This is a genomic window from Brunnivagina elsteri CCALA 953 (genome assembly GCF_002289455.1).
GTDB lineage: Bacteria > Cyanobacteriota > Cyanobacteriia > Cyanobacteriales > Nostocaceae > Brunnivagina > Brunnivagina elsteri.
The window spans coordinates 1-23,858 of record NZ_NTFS01000052.1 but is presented as its reverse complement, the minus strand read 5'-3'; the positions used below and the strand labels follow the sequence as shown (position 1 = coordinate 23,858).

Here is a 23,858-nt window from a genome sequence, read left to right as displayed (position 1 = left end):
CTCTAAATGTTTACAATTAGAAAAAACAAACCAAAAAGTGAGCTTTTTTAATTAAAATGTAACACAATTTACAAATTTAAAACGCTAGTTAATTATTAATAATATTAATAAAGTAAATGTGCTGACGAATCAGATATTCTCCTGTTATCCACTAACAAACGAAATAGTATAAAAATTATGCCATCGCTCAACATGAACAAACACTTCACAATTTTTGTGAAATATTTTAAAAAAGAAGGATTAAAAAAAAGCTGAGGTTTATAACCTTATATAGCTTTTTATTTTAGGGGGAATGTTAAATGTGGATGTGGATGAATATTCCAGTAATTAAGTAATAAAAACTGTATTACTTAATTACTAGAAAATATGCTGGTGTGAGTAAGAAATCAATTATTGAACACATCCAGGGGAGATTTGAGTAAAAGCATACGAATAGAGAAACTTGGCAATTGCCTTATGCCTTACACAATTTCAAATAACAGTTGCATTGACTGCGATAATTGTCGCATACAGTGCCCTGTGGGTGCTATCAAGCTCGTAAATGATGAATATTGGATCGATCCTTGTCTTTGTAATAACTGTCAGGGTTTTTATTCAGAACCTCAGTGTGTGTCTGTATGTCCAACCCAATCTCCCGTTCCATTACAAGTAAAGCGGGGAAGATGCAAAGTTGAACCAAGGGAAGCTACTAGTCCGAGTTTATTTTCTAATGGTAAGAGTAATGCATTTGCAAGTGCGATCGCAATCTGGGAGGCAAGTAATGTCTTATCCCAACGCGCATCCTTACCTTGGGAAGTCGATGAAAATGGGTATATCTGCTATCGTCGTCAGGTAAACCAAGGAAAAGGTGCGATCGCATTCCATATAAATGTACCATTTAGTGATGACAAGCTAGCAACAACAATGATGGCAGTGGAAGCGTTGGATATTCGTGCTGCTAGTATTCATTTAATTTTTGCAGCTTACATCACAGCTATAGAGAAACCCTGGCAACAAGAGTTTGTGATTGATGATAAGCAAATCGAGAAATATTTGGGGTTAGAAAAACGTAAAGACTTAAACAAAACTGCGAAATTATCATTAATTAAAAACTTGGTTCGTCAAGTTTGTTCCCTCATAGTCTCGATTGATTGGGCACAACAAGGTCGAATCAAAGGATTTACAATTGAAAAAACTCCTCTATGGCATTTACTTGATATTCAGCATCATTTTCAAGAAGATGACAAAGGATGTAAATATCTCATTGGCTTAACTTTTAAAATTAAAGCAGGATTGTGGACACAACATTTCTTAAATCGCCAAGGTTGTAAGGAACGTACTGCATTCTATCAATATGGTAGTCTACCAAAATCTTTGTTAAATACAATTATGAGTATTTGGCAGCAACATGAAGGTACGGCAAGGTTGATGTTATGGCTACTCTTTAAAACTAAGATGGGCAAGGAACAACGTATTACTGTCCCAACGTTATTACGGGTTGCCTATGGTGAAAATAAAGTTGCCGCAGCTTGCCGAAAACGTGATGATAGAAAGCGTTTGTTACGAACCTTTGAAAGTGATTTGGAAGTGTTAAATCACTATGGAATGAAACCTAAGTTTGACCCGATTACCTATCCTCCAAATATTCAACCATTATGGGCAAAATTAGTTGATATTCCCGAAGACCCAGAGGAGGCAATCGAATTTTGGATCAATGATGGTGGAGGCACTTCACGGTTAACAGATGCTGGTCCACGAGGCAAGTGGAATATGTTAATGAATGCCCGAATTTTATCATTTGAATTACCTCCAGAGTTAGAACAGCAGCTTGCTGAAGCGGCAAAAAAACACAAAACAACGAGAACTCAAAGAAGGATGAAAACCACAGGGGGGTTATTAGGAGAGCAAATTTTACAAGCGAGAAAAAACCTGAATTTGTCGCAGCGTGAATTAGCAAAATTGGCTGGAAAAAGTCAAAGTTGGATTCGCGATATTGAAAATGGTCGTCTCAAAGTTAAGTCGGAAGACCAATCAATTTTAAGGAAAGTGTTAGGAATTGCATAGTTTTATTTAGAGTATTCCAAGAAATAGGTGCATCATCAGGGCTATTTGTTGCAAAAGGGAGCGAGACGCTCCCACTACACCTATTAATTCAAAGCATTTTTTTATTTGGAACACTCTTAGGGAACACCAAAAAATAAATTACCCAATAAATGTAGGGTGGGTTAGAGCTTCTCGTAACCCACCATTTGATAATAAAATATCAAAATATCCTCTTGTGCTGATATTTATATTTACCTGTATACTTAGTTTATTACTTAGCTTTCCTGTTGCACCTGCTGCTCAAGCTTTTACCTGTCGCAATTATAACAGTCACAAAATCTGCATTCTCAACATTAAAAGGAGTGCAAAGAATTATTGGGAGTATCGAGCATCGGTAATTATTGACAGTGTTAAGACTCCAGTTGAGCTTTACGATTGTCATCAAAGGGTTCCTATTAGTTACGAGCGTGTAAAACATCCTACTACGATCGCTTTTGGTAAAGATGATGCAGGAGAGCTAATCTGTAACTTTGTTATGTCCCACAGTTAAAATTTTCTTTATAATAAATATTACTAAATCTATACTGAGATAAATACTGATTTTTTTCTGGAAATGGTTACAACCATCCTGTAGATAAAGAAAACCAACCTTGCGGTGAGGTGATAAATGAAACTGGATTTAAAAAAATTTGCTAATGCTTGTAATCCCAGCAAAACTATAGTGGTGAGTAATCCTCAAGATAGACAATATTATATTGATTTTGCGGCTGTGCGGGGTGGCAAAATAATTGAGGAACTGAAAAGCGATATTACTGAATTTTCCCAGGATGGAACGACTTGCGGGTTGTTTACGGGTCATATTGGTTGCGGGAAAACGACGGAATTATTGCGTCTGAAGTGCGAACTTGAAGAATCAGGTTATCATGTTGTCTATTTTGAATCAACCCAAGATTTGGAAATTGATGACGTTGATATTTCCGATGTCATGCTTGCGATCGCACGTCGGGTATACGAAAGTCTTGATGGTTTACAGAAGGTGGAATTACCGGAACCAAAGGGGTTGAAGCGGATTCTCAAGGGTGCTGCTAAGTTGCTTATGACTGAGGTTTCCCTGGATGCTGAATTTTCTCCTTTGGGTATGGCTGATGTATCTGTTAATACTGAAGGTGAGTTTTCGGCAAAAGTCCCTGGAATGGGTGAGGTGTCCGCAAGTAAGAAGCAAGGGTTTACTGTGGTTGCACCGGGAATAGGTAAAATTACTGCGAAAGCAAAGGATAGTCCAGAGGTTCGTAATAAGTTACGGGAGTATCTGGAACCCCAAACTAAGAGCATTTTGGAGTTAATTAACCAGGAGTTGCTTGAACCTGCTAAGGAGCAACTCAAAAAATTTGGGTTACGTGGGTTGGTTGTGATTGTCGATAATTTAGACCGGGTGGAAACTGCACGCAAACCTTGGGGAAGACCTCAAGCTGAGTATTTATTCGTAGATAGGGGTGAACAATTACGACAGTTACAATGTCATGTTGTTTACACAATGCCACTGTCATTACGGTTTTCGGATGATTTTGGTCGATTAATTGACCGTTTTCCCGTGCGTCCAAAAGTGTTACCGATGGTTCCTGTACGGTATCGTGATGGTAATATTTGTCCGGAAGGGATGTACTTGATGCAAAAAATGGTTTTGGTACGTGCTTTTCCAGAGGAACAACCCGAACCAACTCCTGAATTCATCGGTGCAATTTTTGATACTAAGGAAACTTTGGAACAGTTATGTTTATATAGTGGTGGACATGTGCGGGAATTGTTGCGGTTGTTATATGAGTGGATTAAAAAAGACCGTCAGTTGCCTTTGTCGGGGATGACATTGGAAATTTTAATTACATCTCGTTGTAATGAAATGTGTTTAGGAATTACCGATGAAGAGTGGGAATTATTGCGTCAAGTACACAAACGTAAGCAGGTTCGAGGTGATAGTAATTATCGCAAATTAATTCATAGTCGGTTGGTTTATGAATATTGCGATCGCCAAGGTTTTTGGTTTGATATTAATCCTATTTTAGCAGGGGCTGAAGAACTAAAAGGGGAATAATTTTTAATTCGTAATTTCTGCAATAGTGTCTATTTTAATTGAATATAGAGAGACGTGATATATCTCGTCTCTACATATTATAAAATCCTAACTCATAACTCAATAGGGTTCAGTTAAGACTAAACTATTCAATATTTTAAACCGCCAAGGCGCAGAGAACGCCAAGGAAGAGAAGGAAAAAATGCTTAACTTATACCATTTTAATATGAAGATGCCATAGAAAGAACCCCACCGCCTGTGGCACCTCCCCTTGCTAAGGGGAGGTATAGAGAAGTCACATAATGTGCAGTTTCACAAAGAATTGGTATAACTCCTAATTCCTAATTCCTAATTCCTAACTCTTAACTTCATGCTTAATATTGAAAATGAAAATTCGTTACAAGAATTGGCTTGGGTTATTGAGACATCCCAAGGTGAGTTTTCACTGATTTTGGTACGTTGTAATGCGGTTAATCTTCGTCAACAAGTAATTTCACAGCTTCAAGAATCAACTTCAATTAAGTTTTGTGAGATTGCTGTTGAACCGACAACTATACAACTTTATCAAACTATTTCTGATTTAATTTGTCCACAACAATGTCAAACTTTATTTGTCTCTGGTTTAGAGTCTGTAACTGCAATCAAACGACTCCTGAATTCTGCCAACCAAGTACGGGAAGAGTTTAGAAAAAACTTGAATTTCCCCGTAATTTTTTGGGTGACAGATGAAGTAGTGCAAAAATTTATGCGGGAAGCACCCGATTTACATAGTTGGTCAATTACTGTCGAATTTACCATTTCAACTGACCAGTTAATTACATTTATTCAAACTACCGCAGATGAGGTTTTTGAGAAGGTTTTAGAAGCAGGTTCAGGACGATTTGTTGATAATGCCATATTAAATTTACAAGTTGGTTCTTCCCGCAGACAAGAACTTGAATCAGCATGGTATGAACTACAAAAACGTCGGATTAAATTAAATCCTGAAGTCGAAGCAGGTTTAGAATTTGTCCTGGGAAGGGATGTACATGCTTTAATAGAACAATCGCGATCGCACTATGAACGCAGCTTGGTTCTTTTACAGCAGCAAACTGATGAGGAACAGGAACAAAAAAGGGATATCAGCAACGCGGAAGATATGATTCCCCTACCCCCCAATCCTCTCCTTCTCATTCGTCAAGGATGTTTGCTGTACTGTCTGGGTTTATGGTGGCGCACGTATGCTGTGTTACATCGAAATCAATACAAGTATGCGTGTGAGAAAGCAAAAGACTATTTCCAGCAATGTATTCAGGTTTTTGAGCAGGCAAATCGGATTGACTTGGTATCAAAGTTTATCAATGCCTTAGGTGGTGTATTGCAGCGTCTCGAAGCTTGGGATGAGTTGGAGACTGTTGCTTACAAGGCTTTGGATTTACATTTACAATGCAACGATGAGTTTAAATTAGCACGGGTATATGGATTTTTGGCAGAGGTACGGTTGCATAAATCTGAGTTTGTACCCGCACGAAAGTCAGCTAAAAAAGCTTTGGAAATTTTGAATCGTGCCAAAATTGCTGTGTCTGATTTAGCTTCTGCGGAATTAAAAGCCGATTTGGATTGGGAAATGTCGTACCATCAGGGATGGTATTTGTATGCTTTGGGTCGAGCGTTGTATGCTTTAGGTGAATTGGAAGATGCGATCGCAATTTTGGAAACTGCACGAAATGATACAAAGCCGCAGTACGATCCACAGTTATATATCGGAATTTTGGGGAAGTTACGCGGTAGTTATTTTAAACAGGGTGAATATTTAACAGCATTTTCGATTAAACAACAGCAGCGATCGATTCAACAGCAATACGGTTTTCGTGCGTTTATTGGTGCGGGTAGATTACAACCCAAGCAGGAAATCACAAATCCTGGTTTAGTTCTAGTCGAACAACCGGAAAATATTGCCCCAGAAATTATCGCTTCTGGAAGACAGGAAGACATTGACAATCTTTGTAAACGTCTCGGTCGTCATGATTATAAGTTAACAGTAATCCACGGTCAATCTGGTGTTGGTAAAAGCTCAATTTTACAAGCTGGTTTGGTTCCTGCACTCAAGCGGAAAAGCATCGGGACTCGCGATGTCATGCCAATTTTAATGCAGGTTTATACTGGGTGGATGGTTGAATTTGCCAAGCGTTTTCAAGAGACACTTATTGATACAGGAAATTGGTCTTGTGAGGTTGATTCTTTTTCTACAACTTCGATAATAGACACATGTACAGATAAAAGTGCAATTTCTTTTGTTGAGGGGGAAATGCAAATCGAACGTCCTTCATTAATTCCCGATATTGAAGCACAACAAAGAGCAACTGAAGCTTTATTAGCGGGTGATGATTTTGGGATGAAACATATTCTAGAACACTTAAAGATGTGCGTCGAACATAATCTTTTGGTAGTTTTGATTTTTGACCAATTAGAGGAGTTTTTTGTCATTCATCAAGACCCAAGAATGCGACGTGTTTTTTATAAATTTATTCGGGATTGTCTGGGAATTCCTTATGTCAAAATAATTTTATCTTTGCGGGAGGATTATTTACATTATCTGTTGGAATGTAATAATCGTCTGATTAATTTTGATGTGATTAGTAATAATATTTTAGATAATTCAATTCTCTATTATTTGGGTAATTTTACTAAAAAGTATGCAAATCAATTCTTGCAAAGTTTGAATAAAAAGACTCAATTAGTTTTAGAAAAATCATTAATTGAAGCTTTGTTAAAAGATTTATCCCGTGATTTGGGGGAAATACGTCCGATTGAATTACAAGTAGTAGGAACTCAGCTAGAAACAGAAGGAATTAATAGTTTAGAAAAATATTATAGGTTTGGTCCCAAAGAAAAACTTGTCGAGCGTTTTTTAGAAGAAGTTATTAAAGATTGTGGGGAGGAAAATGAACGTGCAGCGCGAATTGTCTTGTATTTACTCACCGATGACAATGGAATGCGTCCTCTGAAAACGAAAGCAGAATTAACACGAGATTTAGAAACTGCCGATTTTATTTCTGAAGCTAGCAAACTTGATATTGTTTTGGAGATTTTAGTCAGGTCAAATCTAATTTTAAAGATTCCCGATGACCCCACAGATTGCTATCAAATTGTTCATGATTATTTAGTTACATTTATTCGGCAATCACAGCAAGCTCTTGAAATTGAGGAAAGTAAACGAGAAAAAGAAAGAAGAAAACTAGCTGAGAAAAAAAGAAGATATGTGGAAGCTAAATTAAATATTTCCCTGAAACGACAGCGAAATACAGCTGTGATAGGAAGCATAATTATTGGCTGTTTAACAATTGGTTCAATAATGTTTGGAGCGCAAATATATAATCAAAAAGAACTAGCTAATATTCAAGCTTTAAATTCTACATCAGAAGCCTTATTTTTATCAGATAATCGACTGGATGCACTGATTAATAGTTTAAAAGCAACTCGTCAATTACAACAGACAACAGCACCTCAAGAAATAAAAAATCAAACAGGAACTTCATTACGTCAAGCCATTTATGGAGTCCAAGAGAAAAATCGCTTAATATCCCATAAAAATGAAGTTTTAGCCGTGAGATTTAGTCCAGATGGAAAAACCATAGCCTCGGCAAGCGCAGATGGTACAGCAATACTGTGGAACCTTCAAGGTAAGCCACTTCATACTCTACAAAAACACACATCAATTGTCACCGATATAGCCTTTAGTCCAGATGGAAAAATCATCGCATCAGCAAGCGCAGATGGTACAGTAATACTATGGAATCTTCAAGGTAAATTAATTCAGACTTTCAAAGAAAATAAACCAAAACTTGCAGCAGTTTTAGCTATAAATTTTAGCCCAGATGGTCAAATTATTGCCACTGCAAACGATGATAAAACAATCAAACTTTGGAATCGTCAAGGCAAAATCATCAAAAGCTGGGAAGCACACAAAGATAAAGTTTTAGATATTCGCTTTAGTCCAGATGGAAAAACTATAGCTTCCAGTGGAACCGATACAAAAGTCAAATTATGGAATCGCGAAGGTCAATTAATTAGAACCTTAGAAGGACATAAAGATTGGGTTTACAGCATTAATTTCAGTCCAGATAGTAAAACATTAGCATCAGTTGGAGGTGGAAGCGATCGCACTCTCAAACTCTGGCAAGTCGCAGATGGTAAACTACTTTATAGTGTTCTCGCTCATGGTAACACCATCAAAAGCGTTGTCTTTAGTCCCAATGGAAAAACAATTGCCACAGTTAGCGACGACAAAACACTAAAATTTTGGCACATAGACGGCAATTTAATTAATACCTTCAAAGGGCATAAATCCGACTTAAATGACGTAAGTTTTAGTCCCGATTCCCAAACCATCGCAACTGCTGGAGGTGATAAAAAAATTAAACTTTGGTCATATCAACCACTTTTATCTCAAACCATCCCCGCACATCAGCAAGAACTCGTTTGGGGTGTAGCATTTAGTCCCGATAATCAAACTATTGCCTCCGCAAGTGCAGACAAAACAGTTAAACTCTGGAATCGCAATGGTAAATACCTCAAAACCCTCAAAGGACATCAAGATTGGGTTTGGGATGTAGCATTTAGTCCCGATAATAAAACTATTGCCACCGCAAGCGAAGATAAAACCGTACGTTTATGGAATCGTGATGGTAAACTACTCAAAACATTACAACACCAAGACTGGGTTTACGGAGTTAGTTTCAGCCCCGACAACCAAGCGATCGCATCAGCAAGTATGGATGGAACAGTCAAAATTTGGAATCGAGACGGTACAACGTCACACGAACTCAAAGCCGAACACGGAGAACGTTTTTCCGATGTCAGCTTCAGTCCAAATAATCAGACAATTGCCGCAACCACCACTGACGGTAAAGTTTTAATTTGGAATCATCAAAACCGCACATTAATCAAAACATTAACCGGAAAAGACGATCGCTTTACCTCAATCAACTTTAGCCCCAGCAATCAATTTATCATCGCAGGTAGTCAGAATAACAGACTAGTCATGTGGAACCTAAAAACAGGTCAAAGAAGCTTCCTAGAAGGACATCAAAACAAAGTTCGCAGCGTCGCTTTCAGTCCCAACAACCAAATTATCGCCTCAGCAAGCGACGATCGCACCATCAGATTATGGAGTCACGACGGCATTTTACTCCAAACCCTCGAAGGAGACTTAGGAGCAGTTTACAGCGTCGCCTTTAGCCCCGACAACACAACCCTCGCATCCACCAGCGACGACGGCACAATTAAACTTTGGAACCTCACAAAAATCAAACCCACACCACCCAGCGAAAAAGAATTATTTATACATGGATGCAACTGGGTACACAACTACCTCAAATACAGCACAGAAGTAGCCAAAAACGATAAAAATATTTGCGATTAAAGTAAGAATTTACTCACGCAGAGTCGCGGAGGCGCAGAGAGAATAAAACTCTTCTTCTCCGCGCCTCTGCGCCTCTGCGTGACACCTTAAATTTTATTTTATGATTTTATTGTATTTTATTTCCCCAACTCCTGAGAACGAGCAGTAGCAGCCCTCACAGCTTGAATCAAAGCCGATCGCAACCCAGCCTTCTCCAACTCAGCAACACCCGCAATAGTCGTACCACCAGGACTAGTCACCCGATCCTTCAACTCAGCCGGATGCATCTTCGTCTCATGTAACAACTGTGCCGTACCCAGAACAGTCTGCAACGCCAACTTCTGAGCCACAGCACGGGGTAAACCAGAAGCCACACCACCATCCGCGAGGGCTTCCACAATCAAAGCCACATATGCTGGACCACTACCCGATAACCCCGTCACCGCATCCATCAAACTTTCTGATACTTCAACAACTTCCCCAACTGCGGAAAATAATTGATGTGCCTTCTCTAAATGATTCGTCTTTGTATAAGCACCAGCACATATAGCCGTCACTCCCGCCCCAACTGTAGCAGGTGTATTTGGCATGGCGCGAATTACAGGTAAACTAGGAAACGCCGCTTCTAACTGCGATAACGGCACACCCGCCAAAATTGATACCACCAATGGCGAATGACTTTGCTCGATTACAGCAGAAATTTCCTGTGCGATCGCGCTAAAAATTTGCGGTTTCACTGCCAAAAATATAACTTCACTACTTGCGGTAAATACTTGGCAATTATCAGCCGTGACTCCAACACCATATTCCTGAGCTAAAAAATTTTGGCGTTTTGATTGCGGTTCGCTAACCACTATCTCCGACGCTTGATAAACCCCTAAATTTAAGAGACGAGATAATAGCGCTTCACCCATTATCCCGCCACCAATTAAACCAAATTTTACAGACAAATCAAACTTTCCCTACTTAACACTCAATACCCAATCTGGATAAATAGTATCGCTTCCTGGAAAACGAAACAATAATAATTTGAGGATTTTAGTTTATCTGCTGAACTTATAACCAAAACCCAATAGATGCGTGAATAAAAAATCCAAAATGGATACTGATAACACTGATACTTTAAATCACCGATTGATTTGGAATTTTAGATGCAATCCCTTACCTAAAACCCCAAATCGTACAATTCCTAAACTTACTGTGCCATCCGATTTGGCTCAGTTCCCCATGCTTGGTTGGTGGGTGCTGTACGATTTTGGCGTGCGGGAGGTTGAGATACAAGTGGTACTTCATGTAACACTCCACCTTGGGTGCTTACTTGGACACAGCTTGGTGTAAACAAGAAGATACTTTCGCCAATCCGTTCTTGATGACCATCTAGTGCATATGTACCGCCCGCAACGAAATCAACTGCCCGTTGTGCTTGGTCGGGGTCCATGATTGTGAGATTCAATACTATCGATTTGCGCTCACGCAAAGCTTGAATAGCTTGGGGCATTTCTTCAAATGTCCGTGGTTCAAGGACTAACACTTCCGAAATCCCGTTTAAAGCTCCTGGCATTCCAATCACATTACTCATAGTTGTTTTTGTACTTGTTGCTACATCAGTACCCATTGTAGACACGGGTTCGCGCCAACGTCGATTCTGTACCGCAGGTTCTTGAGGAATTGCTTGTGAAGAGGGAGGATTTTGCTCTTGATACAGGTTTTGGTAGTTATCAGCTTCTACTTCTTCGTAATATTCTTCATATTCTACGGGTTCGTTAAGACCAACGAAGTCTCTAAGCTTGGAAAATATATTGTTCATTTGGAAACGCTCCGGGTGCTGGGTGTCTTGACTAGAAAAGGCAAAAATCAATCACTCAATGTTTGCTGCTACAAGGTAGCAAACAATTTAGGAATTGTATCGCTGTTTGTAGCATTGATTGCAAAATTATAGTTGTTAACTTTACGTTTTTCAACGTTAGCCATTAACTATAGATAACAATGAGTCAAGATTCTACACTAAGTAGTCAATTTGGGAAAGTTGTTTGCAATCCAAATTTTATTTAGATTTACTTCTGTAAATACTATATTTTGTGTGTCTTAGAGAACGAGGACAGAATATCTTTTTTACGTATCAAATTATATCAGTGTTCAATTCCCTCTCCTATTAATCAAGTTTTGGTGTCAATGATGATGTTGGTAGAATGGGGTTATTGATACAGCATTTACCCTGGTTCTTGGTAGTCGCTAATACGCGATCGCAAACGCTCCCCAAATAGAATAGTTCCCAACCTTACCATTGTTGCACCCGCTTCTATCGCCAGTTGGTAGTCCCCAGACATCCCCATTGATAACTGCTGCATCTGAATATTCGACCAATTTTGCGATTTGATTTCTACTGCCAATTCACGAGTGCCATTAAACACATCTAAAGTTTGAGATTCATTTAAACCGAAAGGCGCAATTGTCATCAAACCTTGATATTGTAAATTTTTGCAATGATTTAAAGCGGGTAAATCATCAGAAAGTTGGGGAATAGTCCAGCCAGATTTGTTGGGATCGGGGAGAATTTTGACTTGCAGGCAAATATTGGGTTTGAGGTTGAGTTCACCAGCAAGTTGGTTGAGACGTTGGGCAAGTTTGAGGTTATCAACGGAGTGAATCCATTGGAACAGTTCGAGGGCTTTTTTGGCTTTATTGCTTTGTAAATGTCCGATTAGATGCCAGGTTATATCTGGTAAGTCGTGGAGTTGAGCTTGTTTAGTTGCGGCTTCTTGGATGCGATTTTCGCCAAAATCACGTATTCCTGCGGCATAAGCGATGCGAATGATATCCGCAGGAACGGTTTTAGTGACGGCAATTAACCGAACAGAAACTGGTAGTTGGGAACGAATAGCTTTTAGGTGTTCGTATAACGACTCGTCAAGGGTATGGGTGGTAGAATTGCTCATAGAACTTAGGGAAGAGCGAAGCTTCAGGATGTTAGTTGAAGGTGCGTTGAAAAACACCCTGAAGTTGATCGTACTCAAAAGAAGGTCCACTGCGGCGTAGATTTCGCAAACGAGTTTCTAGTAACATGCGAGCTTCTGTACGTCCAATGGGCTGAAACTTCATGTTTTTCCCTTCGGCAGTGACAACGAAAAATAAACGTTGAGCGTAGAGTGTCGTAAAAAGTTCTTGACTCTCATCCACCAGGCAAATTCTGTAGAGTAAACCCCAAGTGGGATGATTGATATAAGTTTCCGGGCTTTCTGAGTTCATCTAATACTACTATGTTCAAGTACATATAATCTTTTCACTCTCTCCGACAAAAATTCAGACGATATTAGTGAGTTCGCCTGAAGATTTGCTTAAAATACAAGCATCTGTCTGGAAGCTTATTTCCTTTCATAGTGCTTTTTATGGCAAAACAGGAAGTTCACAGAGCCACAAAAATTGCAGTTGCGATCGCATAATCGCGATCGTGACTCAAGCTAAGTTGCCATCCGTGATTTGGATCGGGGGTATTACCCTTTTCCCCTTCACTTTTTTCTTCAACACCCCATTTTGCCACAATTTCGGCAGCATTGTTGTATAACGTGGGGAAGGGAACCCCATTTTGAGTGCGGCAAATTTCGACATCGGTGTAGTTTATACCTTGCCATCCCGTTCCCAATGCTTTGACAACTGCCTCTTTTGCTGCCCAACGTCCAGCTAGTTTTGCGATCGCCATTGGGGTTATTTCTTCTTCACGATAACCACTATTTTGCTGTTCGATGGGGGTATATACGCGCTGCAAGAAGCGTTTTCCAAATCGATCTATTAATGCTCGAATTCTTGGTATGTAAACAATGTCGGTTCCCAATCGAATAGTCATGTGTCAATTTTCAATGTGTAATTAATTCAATTCTGCCTGGTTACTTATATCGCAATACAGTTCAGTTAAGTATTTTTTCCTTCTCTTCCTTGGCGTTCTCTGCGCCTTGGCGGTTCATAATATTAAATATCCTTACATTTTTGCTTTAATGCTGATAACTGCGCCTGGGCTTTATTTAAGGATTCGTACCATTCCCGTTCAGGGTCACTATCTGCCACAATTCCGGCTCCTACCTGTCCCCAAACTGTATTAATAGGGGAAATTAAAGAATTATTTTTTCTACCATCTTCATTCGCCTTTCCTACTTCTTCCACTTCCCGAATTGGAGCCAGTAATAATGTGCGAATTAAGATATTTAAATCTAAATTTCCACGTATATCCAAATAGCCGCAGGAACCGTAGAATAAGCTGCGACGCACTGGTTCTAGTTCTTCGATGATTTCCATACAGCGTACTTTTGGACAGCCTGTAATCGTACCTCCTGGGAACATGGCACGAATTAAATCGATGGTGCTGTAATCTGGGTTTAAATTTCCGACTACATTACTCACGAGATGCATGACATGGCTGTAGCGCTCAATCGTTAATAATTCATCTACTTTTACCGTACCCCATTGACAAACTCGTCCTAAATCATTACGTTCCAAATCTACAAGCATGATGTGTTCCGCTCGTTCTTTGGTGTTGTTGAGTAATTCTTCGGCAAGTTGTGCATCTTTTTCTGGAGTATTACCACGCGATCGCGTTCCTGCTATTGGTCTTGTGGAGACTTGATATATCATATTTGTACATTTCTGTGCTTCCACTAATCTTTCTGGGGAACAACTAACTACTTCTCCCCAAGGTGTTTTGTAATAACAGGCAAATGGGGAAGGGTTAATTTTTTGTAATGCTTGGTAAATTTGCCATCCCGATGCTGTGGTTTGAGTGGTAAAACGTAACGATAAGTTAGTCTGAAAAATATCTCCCGCTTGAATGTATTTTTTCGCTTGTTGTACGGCAGTTTCGTAATCTTCCTGGGATGAGAGAAATTGAGGAGTTTGGGAAGATATGGGAGATGGGGGAGATAAATAGTTTGTTTGTACCTCTTTCAACTTCAATTCCATCCCATCTAAACTAGTTGTTTCCGTTGCTGCTAGCCATAAAACTTGTTCTAAATGGTCTAATACTGCGAAATTTTCCGGTTCGTACCAAAAAGCAACAGGAAACGGGAGGGAATCTTCCTTGGTACGGGGTAATTGTTCGATTTCCCAAGCTAAATCATAACCCAACCAGCCTAACCAACCACCTATAAAGGGAAGATGGGAAGGGGAGGAAGATAAGTTTATTTTATTTTGAATTTTATCTTCATTTTGTCTCCTCAATAAATTCTGGAGAAATGGCAAAATTTCCCCAACTGGAGGTATCCACATTTGCAATTCTGTGTTAATCACTCGTGGTTTCCCGGCACAAATCGAATAACGTGCCAGTTGGGGATTATCGTGGGGTATGGGGTATGGACTTTCTAGCAGGGTAGCAATGTCAGAATTTGGGTCATTAAATAATGTTGCGAAAATATCCGAGCCTGTACGATGATTGAGAGGTTGCGATCGCCAATACCAAACGCTAGTCATTAATTGTTTGCTGTTAGTGGTTTATTAGTTAGTTTTTAATTATCAATTGCCATTATTTTAAATTATCAAGCGATCGCACCATTTCTCACTGCCCAATCCCTATTTCCCAATATCCTAGTGTTGCATTTTCTGTAACCAAGCATGGTGAAGCCAAGTAAACATAGTACAACGATTACATTCGCTTGCTTCAGTTTTCTGACTCTTCGGACGTAATGCTTAGGTTATGGGGATTAACAAAATATGAAAATAATGATTAACACAATCAAAATTTTAGGATGCGTCCTTTTGCTGGGATATTTGAGCGCATGTGGCAGTGAAAATACAACGACGAGTAATTCCGGTTCTGCTCCTTTGCCAGCAAGTCAAGTACCTTCACCACAGCAATCGAATACAGGTATAAAATCATCGGAAAGTTCAACGCAAGTAAATAATAAACCAGTAAATAAATTACAGCAAGCACCTCCAACTCAGGGAAGTGCAATATCTGAAAGAGAGAACCGGGAGGAATATCACAATATCCCGGAAAACCAGTTTCAAGTAGTAAGTGCAAACCCCCGATCGACTTTTGCAATTGATGTTGATACTGCTTCTTATAGCAATATTCGTCGCTTTATTAATGAGGGACAATTACCACCAACTAATGCTGTTCGTTTGGAGGAGATGATTAATTATTTCAAATATGATTATCCGCAACCAACCGATAATAAACCTTTTGCTGTGACAACTGAGGTTACACAAACACCGTGGAATCCCCAACATCGATTGGTACAGGTTGGGTTACATTCCCAAAATACTTCTATCGAAAACTTGCCTGCGAACAACTTGGTATTTCTGATTGATGTGTCGGGTTCAATGTCCGATGCGAATAAATTACCTTTGTTGAAGAATGCACTACGGTTAATGGTAAATCAATTGCGTCCCAATGATAAAGTTGCGATCGCGGTATATGCTGGGCAAGCTGGTTTGGTGTTACCTCCAACTCCAGGTTCGCAAAAACAAACAATTATCGATGCTTTAGAAAAGTTGGATGCTGGTGGTTCTACTGCTGGTGGTGAAGGGATTGAATTAGCTTATAAGGTAGCACGAGATAATTTTATTAAGTCGGGAAATAATCGAGTTATTTTGGCAACTGATGGCGATTTTAATGTTGGTGCTAGTACTGATGAGGAGCTAGTTAAGTTAATTGAGAAGCAGCGTCAAAGTGGTGTATTTTTATCTGTTTTAGGGTTGGGTACGGGGAATATTCAAGATGGGAAGATGGAGCAATTAGCGAATAAGGGTAATGGAAATTATGCTTATATAGATAGTTTGTTGGAAGCAAAGAAAGTTCTCGTTAAGGAGATTGGTGCAACTTTAGTGACGGTTGCTAAGGATGTGAAAATTCAGGTTGAATTTAATCCGAAAAAAGTTCAGGCTTATCGTTTAATTGGTTACGAAAATCGCTTGTTGCAAACACAAGATTTTAATGATGATAAAAAGGATGCGGGGGAATTAGGTGCAGGACATGCTGTGACAGCGTTATATGAAGTTATCCCTGTCGGAGTTAAAAGTGATGTCTCTTTGGGGAAAATTGACCCTTTGAAATATCAAAATCAAACCATTGGAAATAATGCTGTGAATACGGACGAAATCATGCAGGTGAATTTACGTTATAAACAACCTCAAGGTGAAAATTCTCAACTTATAAGTTATACGGTTATAGATAAAGGTATCAAACTCGAAAATGCATCAAATAATCTTAGATTTGCATCTGCGATCGCAATGTTTGGGATGGTGTTACGAGATTCCCAATATAAGGGTTCGGCTAATTTTGATTCGACTCTACAACTTGCTCGTCAATCGGTTGGTACTGATTTAGATGGTTATCGGGCTGAATTTATTCGTTTGGTGGAAAAAAGTAAAAGTCTGAAAGTAGTTAGTAAAAGCTAATATTCTCGTTTTTTTTAATTAGTCGTGAATATATTAAATATTCTTTTTTTTACCGCCAAGTACGCAGAGAACGCCAAGGAAGAGAAAGATAGTAAATATAGTTCTCTTAAATAATTAAGTGTCAATTAAAATTAGATTGTGAGTAAAAACATGGAAAATAATAATAGTTATATTTTAGGTAATAATTATGAACTTCCTGATTTTAGCCAAGAAGGATATGAACTCGAAACTATTTTGGGACAAAATTATAGTGGTGGTAGATTCACATACAAAGCAAAGAATATTGAAACCCAAGAAATAGTTGTTATTAAACAGTTTCAATTTGCAACCGTTGGTGCTAGTTGGTCTGGTTTTTCTGCTTGCAAACGGGAAATAGAGTTACTTCAACAAATCAACCATCCACGAATTCCTAAGTATATTACTTACTTTGAAACAACTTCGGGATTTTGTTTGGTACAAGAATATAAAAATGCACCTAACCTTGCCCAAAAACACTTTTCAATCCTAGATTTAACGCTTGAAAATCTCGAAAAAATTTCCACGAGCATTTTAGAAATTTTAGTTTATTTACAACAGCAACAAACATCGATTATTCATCGCGATATTAAACCAGAAAATATCTTAATAGATGCAGAATTTAATACTTATTTAGTTGATTTTGGCTTGGCAAGAATCAGTACCGAAGAAATGTCTGCCAGTACGATGGTAAAAGGAACATTGGGATTTATGCCACCAGAACAAATATTAGGTAAATCGTTAACTAATGCTTCTGATTTGTATAGTTTAGGTGCAACTTTAATCTGCTTGTTGACACAAACTCCATCTAGCAAAATTGGTAATCTAATTGATGATTCATTCCGCTTCAAAATTCACCAATTATTACCCGAATTAAATCTACATTGGATTGACTGGTTGGAAAATATGGTTGCAACAAGTCAAACAAAACGTTTCCCCGATGCTGCAACTGCTTTAAATCGATTAAAAGCAATAAATTCTCCTAAAGCTAATGCAATTAGTCCAATTCCAACGGGTAAATTACAGCATCAAATACCGAAATTATTTGCAGCGAGCTTTGGTTTGATAAGCATATTAGTATTCGCTTCAAACTTACAAACACCTCAATCCTATCCTACACCTATGCCAATCGAAAATTATACGCGATCGCTCCAAAAACCTGAGTTTAAAAAGCGTTTAAAAAGAAGTGGAGAATGTGTTGGATGTAGTTTGAGATATACAGTTTTACGTGAAGAAGATTTAAGAAGTCTAAATTTAGAAAATATTGATTTGACAGGTTCTGATTTAACTGGTGCAGATTTACGTGGTACTTATCTTGGAGGAGCAAATTTAAGTGGTGCAAAGTTAGATAATGTTAACTTGGAAAGTACTGATTTACGAGGTGCTATTATGCCAGATGGTTCGATGCATCCGTAATTTTAGCTTCCAATTACATTACTTATATCCTATTCTGTTAGTAGCTAGTAGTTAATGGTTAATGATGAACTATCAAATAATAGCAAATCACTCATAACTAATAATTAACAAACTACTGTAATCTCATACAAAAAATAACAGCAAAGGAAGTACTTTGAATTACCACATTGTACTGAGTCGTGCATTTGATTTAGAAAGTATTGCTCACGATGCAAAATTAGGAAAATCTCCCTGCCATGTCATGTGGGAAGCTAGTCAAATTTTAAATGCTAGTATTCACATGCCAAAATTGGATGATATTCAACCCTTCGATCGAGTGCGATCGCGTTTTATTGGTAATCCTGAACATTGGGCATTAGCACGGAATTTACCTCCGCAACTAACGGAGAATGATGTAGTTTTTTGTACTGGGGAAGATGTCGGTATTCCCATTGCCAAATTATGCGGAACAAAAAGAAAACGTCCCAAAATAATTGTACTAATCCACAACATTTATCGACTGCGAGGACGTTTGGCTTTAAAGTTATTTCCAATTAGTCACAAAGTTGATTTATTTCTAACTTATACCCCCAGCTTGTCAGAATTTTTACGTGAATATTTACACTTACCAGAAAATCGCATCTGTTTATTTACCGAACAACCAACAGATATCACTTTTTTTACACCAGGTTCACCATCCCTAAATAAAAAACGTTCTCTAATTGCCAGTGCAGGGTTAGAAAAACGCGACTATCGTACCCTGGCAGCAGCAACACAAGATTTGGATGTGGATGTCAAAATTTGTGCAGTTTCACCGAATGCAAAAGCAAATAACCAAGCATTCCCCCCAGTACTGCCCAGTAATATGTCCTGTCGTCACTATGAATGGCTGGAATTGGTTCAACTGTACCGTGATGCCAATATTGTCGTAATACCCCTGTTTAAAAACAATTATCAAGCAGGTTTGAGTGCCATGTTTGAAGCGATCGCATGTCGTCGTGCGGTGATAATTACTAAATCACCAGGAATTATCCAGGATTGTATCGAAGCTGGAATCGTTACTGGTGTAAGTGAAGGTAATATAGAAGACTTACATCGGGCAATTATTCACTTATTAGAAAATCCAGATAAAGCAGATTGGCAAGCACAACGAGGTTATGAATTAGTTATGCAGAAATATAATCATCAAAAATATATTGAGACGTTTGTTAATTATATGCGTTCTCCAAATTGAAATACGAAAACCTAAAATACAGAAAACTGCTAATAGCTGAACTTTTAATATTCATAAAATTTCAAATTAAAGACTCTGCGTAACTACCCTTCGGGAAGTCTCGCTAGCCTACGGCAACCTCTCCGATGTACGCTCGTCTATGCGTTTACCTCCTTCTTCCTCTGCGTTTAAAAGTCAATTTCCAAGCATTTTTTAGTATATATTAAAGATTAAGTAACCTCATTTCCAAATACTAACCGCACACCCCAAAATAATCCTAAAATTATAATTGCTACCCAATCTCGACGCTTCAATTTTAAATCGTGCCACTGGACTTTATGTTGATTTGGACTAGTAAAACCCCTCACTGTCATTGCACTTGCCATTTGTTCAGCACGCAAAAGTAGATTTTCTAATAGTCTTTCCGTGACAACTAACCAGATTTTTATCGCACTCTTAAATCCCAGCTTTTTCCAATTTATTGCCCTTGTCATCACGGCACGAATTAAGTTTTGAATTTCCTCTAAAACTAAAGGTATAAAACGTAGTGACAAAGTTAAAGTTAGGGTTATTTCTGTAATTGGTAATTTGAGTTTTCGCAAAGGCTGCATCAGGCTTTCGATTGCTGCCGTAATCTCCTCCGGTGCAGTCGTAATTAAGTATAAATTAGTACTATATAAAATAGTAAAAAGAATTGTACTGAGTCGCAAAGCTAAATCAAAAGAACGACGAGTAATTCTAAACCAAGCAATCTCAAACATTGTGTAACTGTAGACTTTACCCTTTATTTGCTTAGTTTTCCCAATTTGAAAAGTCGAATTGGGAGTCAAAACAGATGGGGAAGCAACAGAATTTGCTGGTTGTGCAGATGAGGTTATGACGACTCGATCGACTGGCAAACGAGATTGATAGTGTAAACCAAATCCATCAGGGGTAATGCAACCAATCGCAAATACTAGAAAAGCAAAAAGCAATAACCCAGTCATTTGTTGAGGTTGCTGCCAAATCCTGCGGGGGATTCCTGAAATTAATGTAGTCAGTACTAAAAGTACCACCAATAATAGCCGCCATTCATTATTAGCGAAGGTATAGGTGGTTAAAAAACTCATTAGCCAAATAAACTTAACACGGGGATCAATTTTATGTAGCCAGGTTTGCGGTTGTTCTAGGTAAAGTCCAAGTGGTAAGGAACGAAGTAAATCCATTTAGGAATTAATAGTTAGGAGTTAGGAATTAGAAGTTAAGCTAATGTGCAACTAAATTGTATGATATGAGAACGCGATACCCCATCCCTTGTATCTACAACAATTGAGAACAATTTATTTCTTAGTGTTCCCTTAGCCTTTACAATCATAGCTAGGTAATATGCATCATAGCAGTTGCAATCTACTGTGTGGTTTGTACCCTTAGTGGTGCACAAAAGTCCTAAAACCCTTATGAACAGGGAATTATCAAGGAGATAGCAATTTTGAGCTTTCTCGAAAAATTGAACGAAGGCAATGGGTTTCAGGCACTATTTTGACCATCCAGATTGTCCATCATGAGACTCAGAAAAGTTTTCTGCACGACTAAGGGTTTGTACTTTTTATGGATAGACTACTTAGATTGTGACAGGTGATTCTACGTAGATAGTCGGTTCTTGCATTTTAAATGTAATTTCATAGGTGAGTAAATCCTTAGAAATTTTCTCATTTGCCAACTCCAGCAACCGCTTTCTTAGTTGTATTGAATTCTCACTAGAACCTAATATAAAAAATGTTACTCTCGCATTGGTTGTCTGATTTTCAGAATCCTCTGTGAAAGCAATATTGGTACTACCTGGGTCAATTCCAAATAAAGAGTTAGTGCTTTTAGTAATAATTTGCTGCACTATTGCTTGCTCTCGATCTTCTAGAAACTGGAGAAAGTTGATGTAGAGCAAGACCATTACCTTTTTACCTCTACTAATGTTTTCAATTTCCAAATTTGCCAATATTGAATTTGGGACAATGAAAAGCGTACTTTTTGCAGCAGTGCGAATCTTAGTAGAGCGTAAACCAATCGACTCAACGCGACCAAATAAGCCCTCTGGGATTTGCTGAGAACGTTGTAAGCGAATATATTCTCCAGGAAGAAAGGGGCGATCTAAATACAATACTATAGTTCCTAGTAGTTGCTCTAAAGTCTTTTGAGCCGCAAACGCAACCGCTACTCCGGCAATTCCTAAGCCAGTCACTAAACCAACTAAATCAAATCGATTCTTAGCAAAAGCTAGCACGGCAAAAAAGCCAATAATCACATTCGCTAAAGTTTCAAATACCAGTAGAACCTCATCAACTTCCCGACCAAACTTGCGAAGTAAATCTATGCCATAAACTAGGATAAATTGACGAAATAAACGAGATATTAACCAAGCTACACTAATAATAACCGCTAAATCAACAAAAGGTTGAATAAAGTAATAGACAGGTTGATACTCTTGAATCCAATTCAAAGATAAAGAGATTAAAATGAAGGTGCCAGCAATTTTGAATAAGTTTCTAATCGGATCAATTAATTTTTCATAAACTACTGTTATTTGCTGCGGAAAAAACTGTCTAAGAACTAACCTGACAAAAAAAGGTGTATATCTTCCTAACAAGAAAGACAACAGTACAAATAGTAAAAATGTTCCAAATTTAATTAATACAGGTTTAGCGACTTCTGGAAACTGGGTAAGATTTTGAATAGTTTCATAAAAATTCATAAATGAGTTTTAAATGGTAATAGGAGAATCAACATAGATAGTCGGCTCATCAATATTAAAAGCGATATCATATTCCTTTAAACGCTGAGTAATACTTTGATTAGCAAAATCAAGAAGTTGACGGCGCAGTTCCATCGAAACTTCACCAGAACCTAAGATAAAAAAGGTAATTTGTGCTTGCGATCACCCTGCTGTTTCTAAATCAGAATTCTGTTCTCCTTCTGCTGGCAAATCTTTAAAAACAATATCGGTGCTGCGTGTATCAATTCCAAAAATATCAACTGCACTTTCCATGATAACTTGACGAATTAATGCTTTTTCTTCACTCTGGACGACGCGAGCAAAGTTTAAATAAGTAATTGCCATCACTTTCTTCCCACCAGTAAAGTTTTCAATGTTAAGCTCAGTGAGTGAACTGTTAGGGACAATCATCAGCGTACCTTTACCAGAGGTGCGAATTTTGGTGGAGCGCAAGCCAATTGATTCAACTCGACCAAAAGTTCCATCTGGTAAGCCAATATAATCATCAATCGTAAAGGGACGATCGAGATAAATAACAACACCACCTAATACTTGTTCCAATGTCTTTTGGGCTGCAAAAGCTATTGCTAGACCACCAATTCCTAAACTCGCTACCAGCCCTAAAATATTGATATGATGAGTTTGAGCAAAGATAATAGTTGCGATAACTACAATAACGACATTCGCTAGTAATTTAGTTAGAAGTAGTAACTCACTATTAACTTTTCGCCCGCTTTTAATTGCTGCTTCTAACAAATAGAAATCAAAGAACTGCTTGAATATTTGAGAAGATAACCAAGAGGTAACAATAGCCAAAGCTAATCCGAGCGGAATTTCTATCAGCCTAGACAAATCTCCTTCTGGTAGTAAAAGTGCAAATATATCAGCCAGGAAAAAAACAAAGGTAATACCTAATATACTTTCATAAGGTTTCACAACTTTTTGATAAGCATCTTTTTCTCTCCAATTAGTCAAATAAGTTGTTAACTTGATATTATCAAAACTCATATTATTCAAACTAAAATTATCCCAGTTGACTTTGGAAAAAAATAAACCACCACTTATGAAAGTCAAAAAAATAGCCAAGCCTAACCAGGCATTTTGTAAGGGAGCATCGCTATTTAGAACTTGAAGCAAAAAGGATAGCATTGGTAAAATCCATTTTTTTGACTGATATATTATACATGTCCGGAAAAGATATAGAGACATAGCATTGCTACGTCTCTACAAGAGTTTTGATAAGGGATACTGCAAATGCTTTAATAATTGACTAATATAGAGCCCCTCTCCATACCTCTCCCCGATACGGATACTGTTGGCTAATTGTTGAGGGGTGAAGACCCTCACCCTCTCGTTAACAGGCTCCAGCCTGGTAACGCGCTTTTGGAGGCTCTGCCTCCAGTTAGATTTGAGGCAGAGCCTCAATCGCTGCATTCCTTGCCAGAGGCAAGGAACGAGGAAAATGGGGTTCGACCCATCATTAATTCGCCAACAACATCCGATACGGAGAGAGGCTTAAGATTAAAATAAAAAGTCCAGATTTTAAGCATTTTTAGTAGGAGTAAGCCACAAAATGAATGATCCTGTGTTGTCATGCTGAGGAACGTAGGCGAAAGACTTCCCGTTCGCGTTT

At 38.3% G+C, this 23,858-nt stretch carries 17 protein-coding genes; 7 read left to right on the top strand and 10 right to left on the bottom strand.

Annotation, left to right across the window (positions count from 1 at the left end):
* Nucleotides 1-456 precede the first annotated feature (456 nt).
* The 4 genes from CK510_RS07155 (at nucleotide 457) to CK510_RS07140 (ending at nucleotide 9,494) form a co-directional block, all read left to right on the top strand.
* The gene (locus CK510_RS07155) at nucleotides 457-2,043 is read left to right on the top strand and encodes a helix-turn-helix domain-containing protein (protein WP_095721044.1); all 1,587 of its coding nucleotides are present in this window, start codon (nucleotides 457-459) and stop codon (nucleotides 2,041-2,043) included.
* A 214-nt stretch (nucleotides 2,044-2,257) separates the two neighbouring features.
* Nucleotides 2,258-2,572, top strand: a complete 315-nt coding sequence (locus CK510_RS07150) for a hypothetical protein (RefSeq protein ID WP_342745944.1) — start codon at nucleotides 2,258-2,260, stop codon at nucleotides 2,570-2,572.
* A gap of 117 nt (nucleotides 2,573-2,689) precedes the next feature.
* Nucleotides 2,690-4,111: a KAP family P-loop domain-containing protein gene (locus CK510_RS07145; protein WP_095721043.1), complete on the top strand. Its 1,422-nt coding sequence runs from the start codon at nucleotides 2,690-2,692 to the stop codon at nucleotides 4,109-4,111.
* Between the two features lie 349 nt (nucleotides 4,112-4,460).
* Nucleotides 4,461-9,494, top strand: coding sequence for a WD40 domain-containing protein (locus tag CK510_RS07140; RefSeq protein WP_095721042.1), 5,034 nt, complete (start codon nucleotides 4,461-4,463; stop codon nucleotides 9,492-9,494).
* A 116-nt stretch (nucleotides 9,495-9,610) separates the two neighbouring features.
* On the opposite strand, the gene proC is transcribed toward CK510_RS07140, so the two are convergent.
* The 6 genes from proC to CK510_RS07110 form a co-directional block, all read right to left on the bottom strand.
* Entirely contained in the window at nucleotides 9,611-10,423 is an 813-nt protein-coding gene (gene proC / locus CK510_RS07135; RefSeq protein WP_095721041.1) for a pyrroline-5-carboxylate reductase, read from the bottom strand.
* 245 nt (nucleotides 10,424-10,668) lie between these two features.
* The gene (locus CK510_RS07130; protein WP_095721045.1) at nucleotides 10,669-11,280 is read right to left on the bottom strand and encodes a cell division protein SepF; all 612 of its coding nucleotides are present in this window, start codon (nucleotides 11,278-11,280) and stop codon (nucleotides 10,669-10,671) included.
* A 403-nt stretch (nucleotides 11,281-11,683) separates the two neighbouring features.
* Nucleotides 11,684-12,409 carry a YggS family pyridoxal phosphate-dependent enzyme gene (locus CK510_RS07125; RefSeq protein ID WP_095721040.1) on the bottom strand — a complete coding sequence of 242 codons (726 nt, stop codon included), beginning with the start codon at nucleotides 12,407-12,409 and terminating at the stop codon, nucleotides 11,684-11,686.
* Between the two features lie 31 nt (nucleotides 12,410-12,440).
* Nucleotides 12,441-12,719, bottom strand: a complete 279-nt coding sequence (gene pipX / locus CK510_RS07120; protein ID WP_095721039.1) for a transcriptional coactivator PipX — start codon at nucleotides 12,717-12,719, stop codon at nucleotides 12,441-12,443.
* A gap of 157 nt (nucleotides 12,720-12,876) precedes the next feature.
* Nucleotides 12,877-13,314: a holo-ACP synthase gene (gene acpS / locus CK510_RS07115; protein WP_095721038.1), complete on the bottom strand. Its 438-nt coding sequence runs from the start codon at nucleotides 13,312-13,314 to the stop codon at nucleotides 12,877-12,879.
* A gap of 122 nt (nucleotides 13,315-13,436) precedes the next feature.
* Nucleotides 13,437-14,927, bottom strand: a complete 1,491-nt coding sequence (locus CK510_RS07110) for an anthranilate synthase component I (protein WP_095721037.1) — start codon at nucleotides 14,925-14,927, stop codon at nucleotides 13,437-13,439.
* 249 nt (nucleotides 14,928-15,176) lie between these two features.
* On the opposite strand from CK510_RS07110, the gene CK510_RS07105 reads away from it, so the two are divergent.
* The 3 genes from CK510_RS07105 (at nucleotide 15,177) to CK510_RS07095 (ending at nucleotide 19,500) form a co-directional block, all read left to right on the top strand.
* Entirely contained in the window at nucleotides 15,177-16,856 is a 1,680-nt protein-coding gene (locus CK510_RS07105; protein WP_095721036.1) for a vWA domain-containing protein, read from the top strand.
* Between the two features lie 150 nt (nucleotides 16,857-17,006).
* Nucleotides 17,007-18,287: a serine/threonine-protein kinase gene (locus tag CK510_RS07100; RefSeq protein WP_095721035.1), complete on the top strand. Its 1,281-nt coding sequence runs from the start codon at nucleotides 17,007-17,009 to the stop codon at nucleotides 18,285-18,287.
* Between the two features lie 154 nt (nucleotides 18,288-18,441).
* Nucleotides 18,442-19,500 carry a glycosyltransferase gene (locus CK510_RS07095; protein WP_095721034.1) on the top strand — a complete coding sequence of 353 codons (1,059 nt, stop codon included), beginning with the start codon at nucleotides 18,442-18,444 and terminating at the stop codon, nucleotides 19,498-19,500.
* Between the two features lie 209 nt (nucleotides 19,501-19,709).
* Here the strand turns inward: CK510_RS07095 and CK510_RS07090 are convergent, their stop codons facing one another.
* The 4 genes from CK510_RS07090 to CK510_RS07080 form a co-directional block, all read right to left on the bottom strand.
* Complete coding sequence (locus tag CK510_RS07090) at nucleotides 19,710-20,684, bottom strand: energy-coupling factor transporter transmembrane component T family protein (protein ID WP_095721033.1); 975 nt, start codon at nucleotides 20,682-20,684, stop codon at nucleotides 19,710-19,712.
* Nucleotides 20,685-21,079: 395 nt separating this feature from the next.
* Nucleotides 21,080-22,204, bottom strand: coding sequence for a mechanosensitive ion channel family protein (locus CK510_RS07085; RefSeq protein WP_095721032.1), 1,125 nt, complete (start codon nucleotides 22,202-22,204; stop codon nucleotides 21,080-21,082).
* A gap of 9 nt (nucleotides 22,205-22,213) precedes the next feature.
* On the bottom strand, nucleotides 22,214-22,339 hold the full coding sequence (locus tag CK510_RS34230; RefSeq protein WP_342745943.1) for a hypothetical protein: 126 nt from the start codon (nucleotides 22,337-22,339) through the stop codon (nucleotides 22,214-22,216).
* 48 nt (nucleotides 22,340-22,387) lie between these two features.
* A complete protein-coding gene (locus tag CK510_RS07080; protein ID WP_342745942.1) occupies nucleotides 22,388-23,374 on the bottom strand; it encodes a mechanosensitive ion channel family protein in 987 nt (328 codons plus the stop codon).
* Between the last annotated feature and the right edge of the window lie 484 nt (nucleotides 23,375-23,858).